14 protein-coding genes are annotated in these 16,255 nt (G+C 47.5%); 11 read left to right on the plus strand and 3 right to left on the minus strand.

The features are described 5' to 3' along the window. Window positions 1–42: 42 nt before the first annotated feature. The gene (gene ribA, locus AOT11_RS17700; RefSeq protein WP_017419899.1) at window positions 43–1,098 is read right to left on the minus strand and encodes a GTP cyclohydrolase II; all 1,056 of its coding nucleotides are present in this window, start codon (window positions 1,096–1,098) and stop codon (window positions 43–45) included. 193 nt (window positions 1,099–1,291) lie between these two features. After that, window positions 1,292–1,489, minus strand: coding sequence for a PA3496 family putative envelope integrity protein (locus AOT11_RS17705; RefSeq protein WP_017419900.1), 198 nt, complete (start codon window positions 1,487–1,489; stop codon window positions 1,292–1,294). A 349-nt stretch (window positions 1,490–1,838) separates the two neighbouring features. Here AOT11_RS17705 and AOT11_RS17710 point away from each other — a divergent pair, with 349 nt between their 5' ends. The 3 genes from AOT11_RS17710 to AOT11_RS17720 are packed head-to-tail and all read left to right on the plus strand — an operon-like array spanning window position 1,839 to window position 4,086. Next, complete coding sequence (locus tag AOT11_RS17710) at window positions 1,839–2,684, plus strand: ABC transporter ATP-binding protein (RefSeq protein WP_017419901.1); 846 nt, start codon at window positions 1,839–1,841, stop codon at window positions 2,682–2,684. A 2-nt stretch (window positions 2,685–2,686) separates the two neighbouring features. Next, complete coding sequence (locus AOT11_RS17715) at window positions 2,687–3,619, plus strand: ATP-binding cassette domain-containing protein (protein WP_017419902.1); 933 nt, start codon at window positions 2,687–2,689, stop codon at window positions 3,617–3,619. After that, window positions 3,619–4,086: a hypothetical protein gene (locus AOT11_RS17720; protein ID WP_017419903.1), complete on the plus strand. Its 468-nt coding sequence runs from the start codon at window positions 3,619–3,621 to the stop codon at window positions 4,084–4,086. The genes AOT11_RS17715 and AOT11_RS17720 overlap by 1 nt, the downstream gene beginning before the upstream one ends. 353 nt (window positions 4,087–4,439) lie before the next feature. On the opposite strand, the gene AOT11_RS17725 is transcribed toward AOT11_RS17720, so the two are convergent. Further along, window positions 4,440–6,410, minus strand: a complete 1,971-nt coding sequence (locus tag AOT11_RS17725) for a replication initiator protein RctB domain-containing protein (RefSeq protein ID WP_011082067.1) — start codon at window positions 6,408–6,410, stop codon at window positions 4,440–4,442. Window positions 6,411–7,819: 1,409 nt separating this feature from the next. Between AOT11_RS17725 and AOT11_RS17730 the strand changes: the two genes are divergently transcribed. The 8 genes from AOT11_RS17730 (at window position 7,820) to AOT11_RS17765 (ending at window position 16,250) form a co-directional block, all read left to right on the plus strand. Continuing rightward, window positions 7,820–9,037, plus strand: a complete 1,218-nt coding sequence (locus AOT11_RS17730; RefSeq protein ID WP_011082066.1) for an AAA family ATPase — start codon at window positions 7,820–7,822, stop codon at window positions 9,035–9,037. Window positions 9,038–9,044: 7 nt separating this feature from the next. Beyond that, window positions 9,045–10,019, plus strand: coding sequence for a ParB/RepB/Spo0J family partition protein (locus AOT11_RS17735; RefSeq protein WP_017419904.1), 975 nt, complete (start codon window positions 9,045–9,047; stop codon window positions 10,017–10,019). Between the two features lie 98 nt (window positions 10,020–10,117). Further along, the gene (locus AOT11_RS17740) at window positions 10,118–12,145 is read left to right on the plus strand and encodes a tRNA(Met) cytidine acetyltransferase TmcA (protein ID WP_017419905.1); all 2,028 of its coding nucleotides are present in this window, start codon (window positions 10,118–10,120) and stop codon (window positions 12,143–12,145) included. 333 nt (window positions 12,146–12,478) lie between these two features. Beyond that, the gene (locus AOT11_RS17745) at window positions 12,479–12,733 is read left to right on the plus strand and encodes an STAS domain-containing protein (RefSeq protein ID WP_011082063.1); all 255 of its coding nucleotides are present in this window, start codon (window positions 12,479–12,481) and stop codon (window positions 12,731–12,733) included. A gap of 31 nt (window positions 12,734–12,764) precedes the next feature. Continuing rightward, entirely contained in the window at window positions 12,765–13,124 is a 360-nt protein-coding gene (locus tag AOT11_RS17750; protein WP_011082062.1) for a response regulator, read from the plus strand. 34 nt (window positions 13,125–13,158) lie between these two features. Beyond that, window positions 13,159–15,273, plus strand: a complete 2,115-nt coding sequence (locus tag AOT11_RS17755) for a chemotaxis protein CheA (protein ID WP_017419906.1) — start codon at window positions 13,159–13,161, stop codon at window positions 15,271–15,273. A gap of 9 nt (window positions 15,274–15,282) precedes the next feature. After that, window positions 15,283–15,789: a chemotaxis protein CheW gene (locus AOT11_RS17760; RefSeq protein ID WP_017419907.1), complete on the plus strand. Its 507-nt coding sequence runs from the start codon at window positions 15,283–15,285 to the stop codon at window positions 15,787–15,789. Beyond that, window positions 15,789–16,250 (plus strand): chemotaxis protein CheW, encoded by a 462-nt coding sequence (locus AOT11_RS17765; protein ID WP_026050241.1) that lies wholly within the window; start codon window positions 15,789–15,791, stop codon window positions 16,248–16,250. The genes AOT11_RS17760 and AOT11_RS17765 overlap by 1 nt, the downstream gene beginning before the upstream one ends. Window positions 16,251–16,255 lie beyond the last annotated feature (5 nt).

Raw genomic sequence — 16,255 nt, forward strand, 5'->3', positions numbered from 1 at the left:
GCCTCACGGCCCTTTTGCTTTGCTTATTCGTTTTTATGCACACTAAGGTTTAACAAAGTCGCGATCAAACATGTGGCCCAGCTTATCGGCTTTGGTTTTTAAATACTGATGATTGTGCGGATTATTGCCTTCTTGCAGCGGCACGCGCTCCGTCACCTCAATATTGGCCAGTTGCAGAGCCTTCACTTTGCGTGGGTTGTTGGTCATCAGCCTCACACGCTCAATACCGAGAAAACTCAGAATGCCGCGACAAAACGCGTAATCGCGCATGTCGGCGCCAAAGCCAAGTTGCTCGTTAGCTTCCACCGTGTCGGCCCCGTCATCTTGTAAGTGATAAGCGCGAATTTTATTGATAAGGCCTATCCCCCGCCCTTCCTGCCGCAAATAGAGCAACACACCCGCCCCTTCTGCCACGATGTTTTGCAGGGCTTTGGCGAGCTGAAAGCCGCAATCACAGCGGGCACTAAACAGCGCATCGCCTGTTAGACACTCGGAGTGCAGACGAATCAAAGGCGCTGGCTGTTGTTCAATATCCCCATACACGAGCGCCAAATGCTCTTTCCCGGTGGCTTTCTCTATGAAACCATACATTTGAAATGTCCCCCATTGGGTAGGCAACTTAGCACTGTCAATAAACTGCACCAGATTGTATGGCGCGTGCTCTTGCAACTCCTCTCGAACCATCATCAAGATCCGTCCAAGCTCATTGCGTCCATGACCATCACCCCCATCCCCCCAAAAGGCATCTTTGTGCGAATGTTCTTTCAGTTCAGTGTCTCCCGTTGCGAGCAGTTGATGCGCTAGCGGTGTGTTTTGCAAAAACTTCTCTCGCACAATGAATCTCATCACTTCCACTCGAATGTCATACCAGTCATGCCTTTGCCACTGCTGGTATTCGCGTGAAAGCCGAAAAGCTTGTGCAGCATCTTCTGCCCTCAGCACTTTTTCTTGCAGCCGGACATCGTCGAATTTTTGCGCTTGGTAGTAATGCTCACTGCTCGGCCAGCACGTCCCAGAAACGGTGATTGAGCATGGATAGAAGTTGGCGAGAAAGCCATGATTTTCATCTGGCTCATAGAAATAAATCGGTTGCTCCATGATGTTGCTCCTGACGTCACAATACAAAGAATAAGAAACAAAATGCACATCTTATTGATATAGTGTTTAGTAACGAGTGGGAGGATTGTCAAACAGCAGCGAGGGTAGACAGCGCTTTGATGGCAGGGTTAAAAACACAAAGGGTAGCATGATGCTACCCTCAAAGTTTATAAAATCATATCGTTAGCAAGACTTAGTGAAGCAATCCTAGTTCCTTGGCTTCTTCAATACTCAGACCACTTTCGCGGATCTCTCTTAGCGCTTCAATTCGGCGTCTCGCCTCTGCTGATTTCACTTGCTTTTCTGGCCTTAGGACGACTTCTTCTTCAGAAACTTCCCATTTGTGAGCCATATCTGCAATCTCGTCATGGTTGATTGAATTAATGGACATATCTCCTCCGAACGCACCATGTTTTCGACACCCGATCTATAGCAAACCCGATTTCGTGAATTAAGCAAAACAGTGAGGAAATGTGACCATTTCCACTCTTCTACCAACTAAATTATAAATCCGTCATTAACTTTTTGCTTAATCGAAATCGACAAAGTACATTCAAGAAATTACCCCTGCAAAAATAAGCTGATCAAGCTCTCATTTTCTTGGCTGAGCGCATGGCTTTTCCTCATCAATCACCACAATCTTTCGAGCCACTTCAACAAATTCTTTCCTTGTTCTTTTGCAAACGCATAACACCTGATAAATGATAATAATTATCATTATATTATTATAAGGTGTCTCTATGAGTGTGTTTCACGCTGACAAAGCGTTCCATCCTGATCCCGTGTTGCAGGTTAGGAATTTGTGTGTCGATTACATCACCGACAACGGCGATTTCAATGCGGTTAAGTCCGTGAGCTTCGATATTGGTCGAGGGGAGATTTTTGGCCTCGCAGGCGAATCGGGGTGTGGAAAAAGTACCATTGCCTTTGCAATCAATCGCCTTCACAAACCACCCGCGTTTATCTCTGGGGGAGAAATTCTGTTTGAAGGTCGCAATTTACTGGCGTTGTCCGACCAAGCTCTGAGCGTGTTGCGTTGGAGCGAAATTGCCATGGTGTTTCAAAGTGCGATGAATTCGCTCAATCCCGTGCTGACCATTGAGGAGCAATTTGCCGATGTCCTTCGCCACCACAGCGGTTTTTCCAACACTCAGGCCAAAGATCGAGCAGAAAAGCTGCTCGATCTGGTCAATATTCCCCGTCACCGCTTAAGTGAATACCCACACCAGTTTAGTGGCGGGATGCGCCAGCGTTTGGTGATCGCGATTGCACTGTCTCTCAATCCGAAGTTGATCATCATGGATGAGCCCACCACGGCGCTCGATGTGGTGGTGCAACGCGAGATCCTTCAACAAATCTATCAGTTGCGCGAAGAGTTTGGTTTTTCAGTGCTCTTTATCACTCATGATCTTGCCCTGATGAGTCAACTGTGTGATCGCATTGCCATCATGCGTCATGGCGAGATCGTTGAAGTGGATCTTTCCTATCAGATCCGCAACCACCCGAAGCACCCATACACTCAGAAACTTTGGTCCTCTTTTCCCAATATTCATGATGTGCATAGCACCGTCGAGCAAGGAGCGTAATCATGACAACCCCCGTCATTGAACTTAAAAATGTCGTTAAAGAATTTACTGTCGGCGGAGGCTTCGCACGCCAAGAGTCGTTTCGCGCACTGCATGGTGTCAGTTTTAACCTATATGCAGGCAAAACCTTGGCCTTGGTTGGAGAATCAGGATGTGGGAAAAGCACCTGTGCCCGTTTGATCACCAAGGTCTACCCGCCCACTGAAGGAGAGATCCTATTTCAGGGCAAAGACATCTCAGAACTTAAATCTCGCAAAGAGATACTGGATTACCGCGGCAAGGTACAAATGGTCTTTCAAGACCCGTTTGGCTCACTCAATCCAACGCACACCATTGAGCATCATTTGGCTCGCCCTCTGAAAATTCATGGCCAAGTATCCTCTGACGCAGAAGTACCGGCTAAGTTGACCGAGTTATTGGCGCTGGTGGAGCTCAGCGAAGAGACGTTAACCAAGTTTCCCCACCAGTTGAGCGGCGGCCAACGGCAACGTGTCAATTTAGCCCGAGCGCTAGCGGTGGGTTCGCAAATCATTTTAGCGGATGAACCGACATCCATGTTGGACGTGTCCATTCGCTTAGGCGTATTGAACCTTATGCAGCGTATGAAAAAAGAGCTTGGTATTGGCTTTCTATACATCACGCACGATCTCGCTACCGCGCACTACATCGCAGAAGAGACCGCGGTCATGTACAAAGGGCAGATTGTCGAATGGGGTGACACCCGCGCCATTTTGAGCAATCCGCAGCACCCTTACACCAAGTTGCTGATCTCCGCAGTGCCGGATCCAGACTTACCATTTGGCGATCTGGTGAAAAGTGAACCAGACTATTCATTAGATGCCGACGTGATTCGTCAGCAAAGCAGCATAGTGGTGGATGAATGTGAGCAAGTTGGGCCAAATCATTTTGTAAAACAATGGACTAAGGCGGCGTAATGGATCTTTCTATCTGGCTAAACAACATTTCGACTTGGTACCAAGATCGAAAGCATGATCAAGGTGATGCGCTGAAAACGATCATCTTCTCTGCACCGGACTCGGTGTTTGGGCCCGAGCTTAGCGACGATCAAAGCAAGGCGATAGCGTGTTGGCTAGATGGATGCCTAAGATTGTTTCAGCAGCACCGCTATCTCAATCCTGAGTGCGCGTTCGAGTTTCTCAACTACACGTCAAGTCAACTCGAGCGCGTAGCGTGCGATCATAATACCGATCTGGCCATTCGAGATTGGTGTATGAAGCGCTTGCAGCACATGACGGTACTGAGCTTAGAGTTTTGTAATCAGCAAGAAGATCAACAAAACTGGCTCACTAGGGCACATTGTCTGATTGAAGGGCATGTAAAACTGATGGAAGCGTTAGCGTGGAATGAACCTCGAAAGCATGATCAAGTGATTTGGCACTAGAAGCCCGCAGAGACGGAAAGATGATCAAGGTATAGCACGAGATCGAGACGCGCGTTAAGCAGGCAAAAAAAAAAGCGAGTTCAAAAGAACTCGCGAAATCTATTCAGAATGAATGTAACAATATGAGCCAATCTATTAATCATCAGAAAGGACAAAAGGTTGTCTATTCGTGGTTGATATTAGCGGTGCTGGCATAGGGCAATGTCAGCAAATTGTTAACGTTCGGTCTGTTTTCCATCAATATACAATTTGTTGCAATTAGCAATAATTCGTTACGTGAATCAATCCGTTCAGCAAACACCAATCAGGCCTGAGTCTTCTCAAGCCTGAAAGCATGATCAAGGTGTTTATGGTTAGACTGCGACTTCGTCGAGCGCGCGGAAAACCGTCTCGTCCAAATGACCCTCAAAGACTTGGCGACACACTTTACGACGTACCGCTAGGCCAGCGATCAAACGTTCAATGGACAAATGTTTGTTTTCGGTTTGACCGTTGTAAAGCTCAACCACTTTACTCAAAGTTTCGTAGGGCAGGATGCTTTCATCGACCCGAATGAAATCCAGCTTCTCTAGAAGCTCCTGACACTCTTCTTTAATCGAAGCATACGGATGCCCTGTCATTGCCGATAACGCCGTTATACTGCGTTCTAGCGCCTCTGGGGAGGTGTATTTGGTTAGGGTAATAGTGATTTCATCAGCATTGATCTCAACTAAGTGCTTACGTAACTTCACTCGGCGGCCCAAATTGCCTTTTGGAGAACGTTCTTTGCGCTGAATCGGTTCAAACTCACCATCAATAATACCTGAAAGCTCATCGAGCTTCTGTTTGCTCACCATTTCATTACGCAGAGGGTTTGGCAAGGTTGGCGCCATGTTGCGCTTACCCGCATTAGTGGTGCGCGCGCGCGAGTAACGCAGTACCTCTTCGACATCACATTTGATATCGACTTGGTAATCGATCACTTTGTCTTGTTCTTGGATCGTTTCCACCGTTAGGTGGTAACCCCACAAATTGACCACGAAAAGATCCTCAGTCCCCTTCCCTTCTGACAGTCGACGCAATTCGCGGATCAGATCCATTGAAAAACGACGCCATTCAATGTTTCGTGCCAATTTTTGGTTAAGTTCACTAAGCAGCATGCTGTCGGTATGACGTCGTGCCATACGCGTCCGGAAATAGGAATAGAGTTGAAACACCAAGGTATGCTGTTTCAAGATCTCAGGCGGGAACAGGAAGAAATAGTCGCGAGTAAGCAGTTCTTCGTAAAACGATGGTTCCCACACCAAGATGTAGAGGTTAGGTTTGATACGGATCTCGCCATCACTGCCCTCAGTCGGTGCCTCTTCCGAAGCGGTAATGGTGCGTGCGAGGAAGCGGAAACGATCACTCTTGAAGCCTTCAGGCATGTTTTCGCTCAGCCAACGCCCGGTCAGTTCGTGCAACTGAAAGTCCGTGAACTCAATACGATCTATGCTATCGCGTATCGAATCGCGAGCGGGACCACTGTCTTTTTTGCCACGTAGAGACAGAATATCGGTGATGTACAACGGCGTTTTGTTTGGAATGTGCGCCGCATCCATTTGATATTCTTCTTTGTGGTGATCATGGTACTGAACCGTCAAGGTAAACAGCGCAAACAACGTCATGAGATCGTCCACTGTCATGATGTTTTTCGATGATCGTGTCTCGATCACCGCGCGTGTACCGGAAATCGACACCATCGATTTTTGGTAATTTTTGCGTGTTCTTGGTGGTGCTAAAGCTTGATCAATAATGCCGGCCCAATTGGTCGGAGAAACCACGAATTGATCCGCTTCATCCTTCATGCCAGGCGGTGTATTCAAACCATGTTCATTCAGTAGCCGCTTATTCACTTGGGTTTGAGCCAGTGCCTTAGAACGCTTCTCTTTTTCGGTCTGTTTGACTTTCTCTGTGACAAGGCTGGTGGCACCCAAAACGGAAATCAATTTATTTGGATTGACGAAGTGATGCAGCATGGTTTTTCCAGCGAGCCCTTCTTCAAAACGCACCGGAGTTTGAGTGAACAAACCAATACTGACCGCTGCTCTCAGTCGTTGCTGAATCGCTGCTCGGGTTAAGTGTCCATCGGTTGCTTCAACCAATTCTGTGGTGGAAACCAAACCATCTTTGCTGCTAAAGCCTCTTAATGAAATGAGGTTTAACAATTCAAGAATACTTTTCGTTACCCCTTTGAAGTGCTGATATTGCTCCACCCAATCTGCTGAAGATTCATTGACTTCAAATAGGTGACCATCTTTGTGGCTTCTTGGAGCCTTGATCAGTATTTTTTCTTCCGTTGTCATTCTAGATCCAGATCACATTGACCGTAAAAGCGCTATAGTTCCAAGAGGATAAAGAAAAATAGATCATAAATAAAGAAAAAAGCTTGTTTTTAAATAACTGATCTTTTTGATTAATCTGATCTTAATTGATTATATGATCTATTGATCTAGCGGCGAGTTTGCGAGTAACTCACTGTAAAACAAAAAGTTTATTTTGGTTCTGTAGGAAGCATGATCATAATAATCCAGAAAGCATGATCATATAGACTGCGAAAACATGATCAAATCGAAACGTAAAGATGATCATCATGGATACGCAAGCGTGATCAACGTAAGAAGGAAAGCATGATCATGATGAGTAAACAACTTATCCACAGCGGTGAGAATAACTTTGCTGTTTTCACGTTGTCATTCGCAATAATGAACAGACGGAAGCATGATCATCATAAAGCTTGTTTGTCAGGATGCGAATGTTTTTTCCGCAATCCTCGCTGAGTTTGGCTAAACAATCAGCAAATCTATCTTCTTGTCTTTCATCGCTATTTCATCACTAAAATACGAAAGCATGATCACGGTATAACGAGGTCAATATTCTAATGTGAAAGCCAATCTCATCAGATAGTGAACTGAGCCAAACGAGCTTGATCTCCCGTTCTATCTGCATTTGGCCGTAACTTAGTGATTTTTTTTCATGCTTCCGCCTCCATCGCTACTTGATCATCTTTCCGTATTATAAGGATCATTGACGGCATCATCGGAGGGCCTATTTTACAGTATGAATTGCCATGATCATCGTTTCGATAGGCGCTCATTATCCGGAAGAATGATCAAAGCATCACTTGATCATTCTTCCAAAGACACAAAATGAACATTTTCCATGTTTTTACGCCATCGTCGAAAGCATGATCAAGCAATGTCGACATCTATTGGGTAGATGGACATTGGCCTCTTTTGCGCTCAAACGAGTTGATTCGTTCTTTTTATAGAATAGGACTGAGGCTTTTTTGAACGTATTTTGTACAAAAATATCGACGCTCGGAATGACTCACTAACTCACCATGTTGCTTGATTGAACAAATAGACCTCGTATTTACCTAGTGGCATAACGTTTTGATACGCACTGTTAAAATTCATCTTACATTGACCGTAGTTTAGTGACCAATGTCAATCGTTCCGAGTTATTTTGACTTTACATTGTAAATATGTGACGTCGTAACATTTTAAATCTTTGCTCTTTTGTTGCTTACGGCTTGCTAGATTTTAAATAAGAATTTTCTCAATTAGTCAGTCTTTGCTGTTTTTTACATCATTATGACGTGAAGAATTCATTTTTATGTGATTATTCTTCAAAATGACCGTTCACCTTTTTGTTGTCATAAGTTGAAAGTGCTGTACAATCGGGTGAAAGATATTTCTTAAAGGAATAGACAATGAAAAGAGAAAAAACGATCGAAAATCTCATGCAGTTGGCTGAATCAACCCAACAGGTGCAAGCCGACCGTATTGAGATAGTGCTAGAAGAGCGCAGTGATGATTATTTTCCGCCGATGTCAAAAGCATTGATGGAAACGCGTTCTGGATTAACCCGACGTAAGCTGGACGATGCCATCGGTAAAATGGAAGCGGAAGGTCACCAGTTTACCAAGAATAACGCGAATCACTATTCGATCACTCTTGAAGAAGCGCACATGCTGATGGACGCAGCGGGAGTACCCAAGTTCCACCAGCGTAAAAATGGTGGCAATGGCAAGCCTTGGATCATCAACGTACAGAACCAAAAGGGTGGTACGGGCAAATCTATGACGGCGGTGCATTTAGCCGCTTGCTTGGCACTGAATTTAGACAAGCGCTACCGTATCTGTTTGATTGACTTGGATCCTCAAGGGTCGCTACGTCTGTTCCTTAATCCACAAATTAGCATTGCTGAGCACGACAATATTTACTCGGCGGTGGATATCATGTTGGACAATGTGCCGGAAAACGTCGACGTGGATCGCTCGTTTCTTCATAAGAATGTGTTGCTACCAACGCAATATCCAAACTTGAAGACCATTTCTGCATTCCCTGAAGATGCGATGTTCAATGCTGAAGCGTGGCAATATTTGTCGCAAAATCAATCGCTAGACATCGTACGTCTGCTGAAAGAAAAGCTGATTGACAAGATTGCCGATGACTTCGACATCATCATGATTGATACCGGTCCTCACGTCGATCCACTGGTGTGGAATGCGATGTACGCCTCCAATGCGCTGCTGATTCCATGTGCGGCGAAGCGTTTGGACTGGGCGTCAACGGTTAACTTCTTCCAACATCTCCCTACTGTGTACGAAATGTTCCCAGAGGATTGGAAAGGGTTAGAGTTTGTGCGTCTGATGCCAACCATGTTTGAAGACGACAACAAGAAGCAAGTCTCTGTGCTGACAGAAATGAACTATCTGCTTGGTGATCAGGTGATGATGGCCACCATTCCACGTAGCCGTGCTTTCGAAACTTGTGCCGACACATACAGCACGGTATTTGACCTCACGACAAGTGATTTTGAAGGGGGCAAGAAGACCTTAGCAACGGCGCAAGACGCAGTACAAAAGAGCGCATTGGAACTAGAGCGTGTGCTGCATTCTTACTGGTCTTCATTGAATCAAGGGTAATTAAGTTATGGCGATTAAAACTTCCGATCTCAATGCAAAACTGTTTGGCAAAGCGAACAAACGCCGTGTGGCAACACCGCAAGAAGCGCAAACAGCAGCAAAAGAACAAGCACAAGTGATTGAACTGGCGGTCGCGGGTGAAGAAACGGTGACCTTCGAGCTGATCCGTATTGCTGCCGATCAAGTGGCAACACAAACCTCCGTCTTTGCAGAAAATGCGCGTGAACAATCTTTCTTAACTGAGCACGCACTGTCAGATGTTTTGGCCACGCTACGTGATCGCGGTCAGCAATATCCCGCCGTGGGTCGTCGTACGGCGGATGGCAAAATCGAAGTGCTGGACGGTAGTCGCCGTCGTATGTCTTGTATTTTGGCGGGCCAAGATTTCTTAGTCTATGTGGCGGATAACATCAGCACGGAACATGCGAAGTTCCTCTCTGATGTGGCGAATGCCCACAAGCCTTTGTCTTTGTATGAGAAGGGCAAAGAGATGTTGGCAAAACTGGAAAAAGGTGACGCGGAAGACCAAAAAGCGCTGGCGAAAATGTTCCAGTGCAGCGAAGCGCTCGTCAGTGGCGCATTAAAAGCGGCTTCATTGCCACTTGAGTTACTGCAAGCGTATCCAAATGTTAGCGACCTTGGCCGTCCAACCATCGTTAAGCTGCACAAGCAATATAATTCGTTGGCAGAACCGCAGCAAAAAGCGCTGCTCAATAAATGCCGCACAAACGAAGGCTTTGTTTGGCAACGCAGCCAAGCGCAAGGCGTGGCTCGTTTAACCAAAGAAGTGACGGAAAACATCGAAGCGTGGATTGCGGAACTGAGCCCAGTAAAAGCGAAGGCTAAAGCTGAGAAAGTTGAACTCGTGAAAGATCGCGCAAGCTACAGCCGCAAAGGCAGCAACTTGTCATTAAACTTGAAAAAAGTGGATGACAAAACCATGCAAGAGATTCTGCAGTTCCTTGAGAGCAAGCTAGCTTAACGCCTTTACAGCGTTAGAAAGTAAGTTGAAAAAGCCGCGAATGCGGCTTTTTTTGATCTTGTGCTACCATAACGCGACTTTGGTTTTTGGTAGTGAAGATGAACGCGCAAATTGAATCTTTGATCCATATTCAGCAACACGCTGAGCAAACAGGCTGGCGAGTTGGGGTGGTGCTTAAAGGGCCTGATGACTGGCAAACCGCGTTGTTGCAAGGTTTGCTGTCGGAGCAATCACCTTGCTCAATTTTCGTCATGGGGGAGGGCATCGCCAGTGCCGATGACGTAACCCAATGTGTGTCGGTGAAGCAGGGTCAACGTCTGTTGGGGCAAGAGTGCCAGTTGTTGGTGGTCGATTGCCGCAAACAGTTTGACGCAAACAGCTTTAGTGCTGCCTGCGGAGCACTATGTGGTGGTGGCATGCTGCTGTTGCTGGTCTCTGAGCAGGCGGCCAATACGCCGTGGGAGCTGTGGCTCACTGGCCAGTTTGAACAGTTGATTCAAATGGGCTGCGATGGCATCACTCATCAGCCCGTTTTGCCGCCATTACCCACAAGCGCAACAGCGCGTTTTGCGCAGCAGCAACAAGCCGTTGAGCATGTTCATCATGTCGTAACGGGTCATCGTAAGCGCCCATTGTTGTTAACCGCTGACCGAGGCCGAGGCAAAAGCAGTGCACTTGGCATTGCCAGTGGGCAACTGATGAAAACACGAAAAATGCGTATTTTGCTCACCGCGCCAACTTCCGCTGCAGTCGAACCTGTTTTCCACCATGCACAGAGCCAATTAGATGGCGTGGTGTGGCAACAGAGCAAAAGCAAGCTAGAGAGTGAGAATGCGGTTCTGGAATTTGTCGCCCCCGATGATTTGCTACAGCGCCTACCGAAATGCGATCTCTTGTTGATTGATGAAGCGGCGGCCATTCCATTGCCGATGCTAAAACGAATGATGGAACACTATCACCGCGTGGTGTTGTCATCGACCATTCATGGCTACGAAGGATGTGGCCGAGGGTTTACGGCCAAGTTTTTACCTTGGTTGCAGAGTCAGCGACCAGGCATGAAACATCTTCATCTCAATACGCCCATTCGTTGGTTGCCAGACGACCCTCTTGAGTCGTGGCTCAACGACACCTTTTTACTCAATGCCGAACTGCCGATGCCAGAGAATGTGGTGCTGAAAAACCTTGCTCTACGTTTGGTGGATAAAAGCGAACTGTTGGCGCAGCCAGCACGCTTGCGAGCCTGTTTTGCGTTGTTGGTTAACGCCCATTATCAAACTTCACCTAACGACTTGATGCAGTTACTGTCCGATCCCAACAGTCAACTTTGGCTGGCAGAATGCAATAGTGAAGTGTTGGGCTGCTTGCTCACCGTTGAAGAGGGGGGGCTAGAAAGCGCTTTGATTACGCAAGTGCAGTTGGGGCAGCGTCGTCCTTCAGGTCATTTAATCGCGATCTCACTGGCTAACCATTTGGGATTAAAAGCCGTCGCAGAACAACGCTCGCTTCGAGTCATGCGTATTGCCGTTCATCCTCAATATCAATCGCTCGGGATAGGGCAGGCTATGTTGTCGCAACTTGAACAGCAATCAGGTCAGCAAGTTGATTTTCTTTCTACCAGTTTTGGCGCAACAGAGTCTCTAGTGCGGTTCTGGCTACATAGCCAATATCGCCCTGTGCGTGTCGGTTTTAGTCGAGATGCGGCTAGCGGTTGTCACGCGGTAATGATGGTTAAACCGCTGACATCCCGTGCTGAACATTGGGTCGAAAAAGCCGAACGCATGTTTGAGCAGACTTTGCCGGAATGGCTGAGTTCGGCATTGAATGATCTCGAACCCGAGGTGGTTCGCGCACTGCTGCCAGCGTTAGGAGCGAATGCATTGCCCCCTGAGGCTCTTTCGTTGATTCGGCACTATGCGTTGGGCGGTAACAGTTTTGAAAGCGTACTACCTTGGTTAAAGCGCTGGGTTTTGATGCTTGAAGCCAGCCAAGTGGAGCAACTGTTGATTCGCAAAGTACTGCAAAATCACACTTGGTCTGAGTGCGCGCAAATGGCGGGATTGCCAGGGCGTAAACAAGTCGAGCTGCTTTTACGCCAGCACATTGCAGCCTTGTGTCACGAGCATTAACTGTCTCGCTCAACAAATTTACACTGTAAACTGGCTTTCCATCGTTCTCTGGTCAACACGTTGAAAAGCCACTTCCTGGTTACTTCTAAGTCGTGAGCCACAGCGACTCAAGTGTATTTACACTGTAAATCCGCGCGCGAAACGCCAGCGATTTCATCTATCATCATTTCTGTCTATCTAGCATTTTGTTTTTTCGAAAGAAAAGTGAATATCTTGCCCCTTTGCTTAAAGCAAATTGAAAAAAGAATCCTTACTGAATTTGCGTATTAATAAATCCTTTCTAGACTGAAAATATGCACCTGTGTTTATAAGAAAGACAATAAGGATAAATCCATGGAATGTTGGCTGGCTGAGTGTTTGGATATTTCTTCGGTACAAGAATGCCGCTCTCAATATTTGCAATGGCTTGAATCAGACCAACCTCTTCAGTTGATAGGAAGCGAAGTGAGAAAAGTGGATGCCTCCGGTATCCAAGCGCTGGTTTCCTTTATCCGTAGCGTCAAACAAACAGGTTCAACACTCGAGCTCACAGCGTTCTCCGATGTTCTTGCCGAAGGCATCGAACTGCTGGGTTATGAGCTCAATTAATTGGTGTCAGTTTGAAATCTAGGGGGCTGAGATGGTTAAGATTCTCGCAGTGGACGATTCTGTCTCTATTCGTCAAATGGTCAGTCACACATTAAAAGATGCTGGATACGATGTTGAAACCGCCAATGATGGCAGTGACGCATTACAAAAATCCAAAACCACCAAGTTCGATGTGGTGATTTCCGACGTTAACATGCCTAACATGGGCGGCTTTGAATTAGTGCGCGCCATGCGGGCGATACCGCAATACAAGTTTATTCCCATTCTGATGTTGACCACCGAAACCAGCCCAGAAAAAAAGATGGAAGGAAAATCCGCAGGGGCGACTGGTTGGTTAGTGAAGCCTTTTAATCCCGATACTTTGCTCAAAACACTAAAACGCGTGCTTTAACCACGCACGGCAATGTCGGACTAAGGAGCGTCAGATGGCTTTGGATATGGAACAACTGCGTAGAATGTTCTACGAAGAGTGCCGAGAAAATTTGGAGGTTTTGGAAGATATCCTCCTCAATCTCGACCCCACTCAGGTTGAAAAAGATCTCATTGATACGATTTTTCGCGCAGCGCATTCTATTAAAGGCGGTGCGGCAACCTTTAACCTGCTGGATATCAGTGAATTTACTCATACGGTCGAGGCTTACCTCGACAAAGTGCGTATCGGCGAGTTAGTGATGAGCCGAGACTGCGTCGATGTATTACTGAGAAGCTGCGACGGCATTCGTTTATTGCTGGAAGGCCATGAAGCGGGTGAACCCGTGGAAACGGGCCGCTTACAACACGTCAGTGATGAACTCGCTCAGTTGTTAGATTGTGACGATGGTGAAAGCGTCGCGTCTTCATTCAACGAACCCAGTGATTCGGTATCCACTACCGAACCGACAGAGCCTGAGCTTAGCGAAGAAGGAAGCGCACCGGCCGATGATGCCGGCTTGTGGCAAGTGCTCTTTCGTCCTCATTCGACGATTTTTTACAGCGGTAATGATCCCCTACGTATTTTGCGAGAGTTGAAAGAGCTCGATGATCAGGCGCAGCTACGCTGTGATGCAAGTCAGTTACCCGACATCCAAGCGCTCGATCCTGAACTTTGCTACACCCACTGGACGATTACGTTGTCAAGTTCGGTCGATAAAGCGCTGATCGAAGAAATTTTCGAATGGGTAGAAGACGAATGCGATCTGGACATCACCTTACTCGCGCCGCCTGTACAAAACGCAGAGGCGGCGGGAACCGCGGAAAATCCGGCAGTAATCGCCCCTGTGGAAGTGGTCAGTGAGAGCGCTCAAGCGACACCGGCGGCCAAACCTGCCACGCGCAGCAACAAAAATGACTCGGCAGTGACCTCCATTCGAGTCGACATCGACAAAGTCGATAACTTAATTAACTTGGTGGGTGAGTTGGTGATCACCCAATCGATGCTGGCTGAGATCGGCAATGACTTCTCCATCGACAAACTCGAGAAACTCAAAGCGGGTCTGGATCAGCTGCTGCAAAACAGCAAAGACTTGCAAGAACATGTTTTGAACATTCGCATGTTACCGATGAGTTTTGCCTTTAGCCGTTTCCCACGCTTGGTGCGTGATTTGTGTGGCCGCTTAGGCAAAGAAGTGGATCTGCAAATCCATGGGGAACACACCGAACTCGACAAAACCGTGCTGGAGCGCATTGTGGATCCTCTCGTGCATCTGGTGAGAAATGGCATCGACCACGGGATTGAAATGCCGGATGTGCGCCAACAACAAGGGAAGGCATCATTTGGCACCCTCACGTTAAATGCGTTCCATCAGGGCGGCTCAATCATCATTGAAGTGAAGGACGATGGCGCAGGCATTCATTGCGACCGCATTTGGCAAAAAGCCATTGAGAAAAAAGTCCTGCCTGCAGATTCTCGTCGCGAGGAGATGTCAGACAAACAGATCGTCAATCTGATATTTGCCCCTGGCTTTTCCACTGCCGATCAGGTTTCTGACATCTCTGGCCGCGGCGTCGGCATGGACGTGGTGAAGCGCAATATTGAAGAACTCGGCGGCCACATTGAGGTCGACTCCCAACAAGGGCAAGGCAGCACCTTTACCATTAGCTTGCCGCTCACGCTGGCGATATTGGATGGTCAGCTCGTCAAGGTCGCCGGAGAGGTGTATGTGATCCCGCTGCTCACCATCATCGAATCCATTCAAATTGACCCTCGCCACATCAAACACGCCGCCGGTGGGGTAGAGCTTTACCGTCTGCGAGAAGAAAACATCCCCATTTTGCGTTTGCAGCAAGAGTTTGCCATGGGTCACAGCCGTGAGTTTCGCAGCAAAATTCTCTGCGTAGTTGAAGCCGCTGGCACGCGTGTCGGTTTATTGATTGACGAGCTGCTCGACCAACAGCAAGTGGTGATCAAGAGCTTAGAGTCCAACTACCAAAAAGTGTCCGGCATTTCCGGGGCGACCATTTTGGGGGACGGTTCAGTGTCACTGATTTTGGATGTGCAGGGGCTCATCACCAACTTCCTCAAACGCCGTACTGAAAGCGGCAATTCCGGCATCGCCGCGTAGGGGGCCAACATGGAATCAGAGCAAACCGTAGTGATTGAGTCACAAACGATGGATGAACAAAGCTCGGCAGACAAAGTCGAGTACCTCAGTTTTACGCTGGCCAATGAGCTCTATGGCATTGCCATTGGTGATGTAGAGGAGATTCGAGTTTGGGAGCGACCCACACCGATCCCCCGTTCTCCAGCGTTCGTCAAAGGGGTGATTAACCTGCGCGGGATGATCGTTCCTGTGATGGATTTGCGTCAGCGTTTTTGCGTGGGGGAGTGTCACTACTTACCCACCACGGTTGTGATTGTGCTGCGCCATCAAGCGACAGATCACGAGCGGTTAATGGGGATTGTGGTGGATGCGGTCTCGGATGTCGTCAGTCTCAAATCTCATGATTTTTATACCTCGATCGGTGATACCCCCGTCTCCGCATTCATGCTTGGATTGGTCAATGTCGGTGATGAGGTGATGACTTTACTCGATACCGCTGAGCTGATGGATATCGAATCATTTCAGGAGGCGTGCTAATGGAGCTGCAAGAGTATCTGAGTTTTGTGGTTGATGACGATGAATACGGCGTGCCCATTCTTGATGTTCGAGAAGTGCGAGGCTGGAGCGACGTGCGAAAAGTGCCCAATGCACCTGCCTATTTAGTCGGCGTATTGGAAATTCGAGGGGAGTATGTGCCGGTTGCGGATCTGCGTGTGCGCTTTCATCTTCCTCCGTCGCACATCAGTAATACCACCGTGGTGGTGGTGCTCAATGATGTGCAACACAACCCGTTGGGGATCATTGTTGACGCGGTTGCGGAGGTGTATGCCCTAGAGGAAGGGGAAATCAAACCACCACCGCAAACCATGAAAATGGAACAACGTTATATCAAAGGGCTCGCTGCAACCAGCAATGGCCATTTGATCATTATTAATCTGGAAGCTCTATTTGATGTCGCTGAGCTGACCAGAACGACAGTAGAAGAAGCGCTAATGTGAGGTCA

This window comes from Vibrio vulnificus NBRC 15645 = ATCC 27562 (assembly GCF_002224265.1).
Lineage (GTDB): Bacteria > Pseudomonadota > Gammaproteobacteria > Enterobacterales > Vibrionaceae > Vibrio > Vibrio vulnificus.

Bases quoted from the DNA above. Each gene is read 5' to 3' on its own strand.
- AOT11_RS17740 (WP_017419905.1), top strand. From the start codon at position 10,118: ATGAACGCGCAAATTGAATCTTTGATCCATATTCAGCAACACGCTGAG.
- AOT11_RS17735 (WP_017419904.1), top strand. From the start codon at position 9,045: ATGGCGATTAAAACTTCCGATCTCAATGCAAAACTGTTTGGCAAAGCG.
- AOT11_RS17720 (WP_017419903.1), top strand. From the start codon at position 3,619: ATGGATCTTTCTATCTGGCTAAACAACATTTCGACTTGGTACCAAGAT.
- AOT11_RS17745 (WP_011082063.1), top strand. From the start codon at position 12,479: ATGGAATGTTGGCTGGCTGAGTGTTTGGATATTTCTTCGGTACAAGAA.
- AOT11_RS17725 (WP_011082067.1), bottom strand. From the start codon at position 6,410: ATGACAACGGAAGAAAAAATACTGATCAAGGCTCCAAGAAGCCACAAA.
- AOT11_RS17765 (WP_026050241.1), top strand. From the start codon at position 15,789: ATGGAGCTGCAAGAGTATCTGAGTTTTGTGGTTGATGACGATGAATAC.
- AOT11_RS17750 (WP_011082062.1), top strand. From the start codon at position 12,765: ATGGTTAAGATTCTCGCAGTGGACGATTCTGTCTCTATTCGTCAAATG.
- AOT11_RS17730 (WP_011082066.1), top strand. From the start codon at position 7,820: ATGAAAAGAGAAAAAACGATCGAAAATCTCATGCAGTTGGCTGAATCA.
- AOT11_RS17710 (WP_017419901.1), top strand. From the start codon at position 1,839: ATGAGTGTGTTTCACGCTGACAAAGCGTTCCATCCTGATCCCGTGTTG.
- AOT11_RS17755 (WP_017419906.1), top strand. From the start codon at position 13,159: ATGGCTTTGGATATGGAACAACTGCGTAGAATGTTCTACGAAGAGTGC.
- AOT11_RS17715 (WP_017419902.1), top strand. From the start codon at position 2,687: ATGACAACCCCCGTCATTGAACTTAAAAATGTCGTTAAAGAATTTACT.
- AOT11_RS17705 (WP_017419900.1), bottom strand. From the start codon at position 1,489: ATGTCCATTAATTCAATCAACCATGACGAGATTGCAGATATGGCTCAC.
- AOT11_RS17760 (WP_017419907.1), top strand. From the start codon at position 15,283: ATGGAATCAGAGCAAACCGTAGTGATTGAGTCACAAACGATGGATGAA.
- ribA (WP_017419899.1), bottom strand. From the start codon at position 1,098: ATGGAGCAACCGATTTATTTCTATGAGCCAGATGAAAATCATGGCTTT.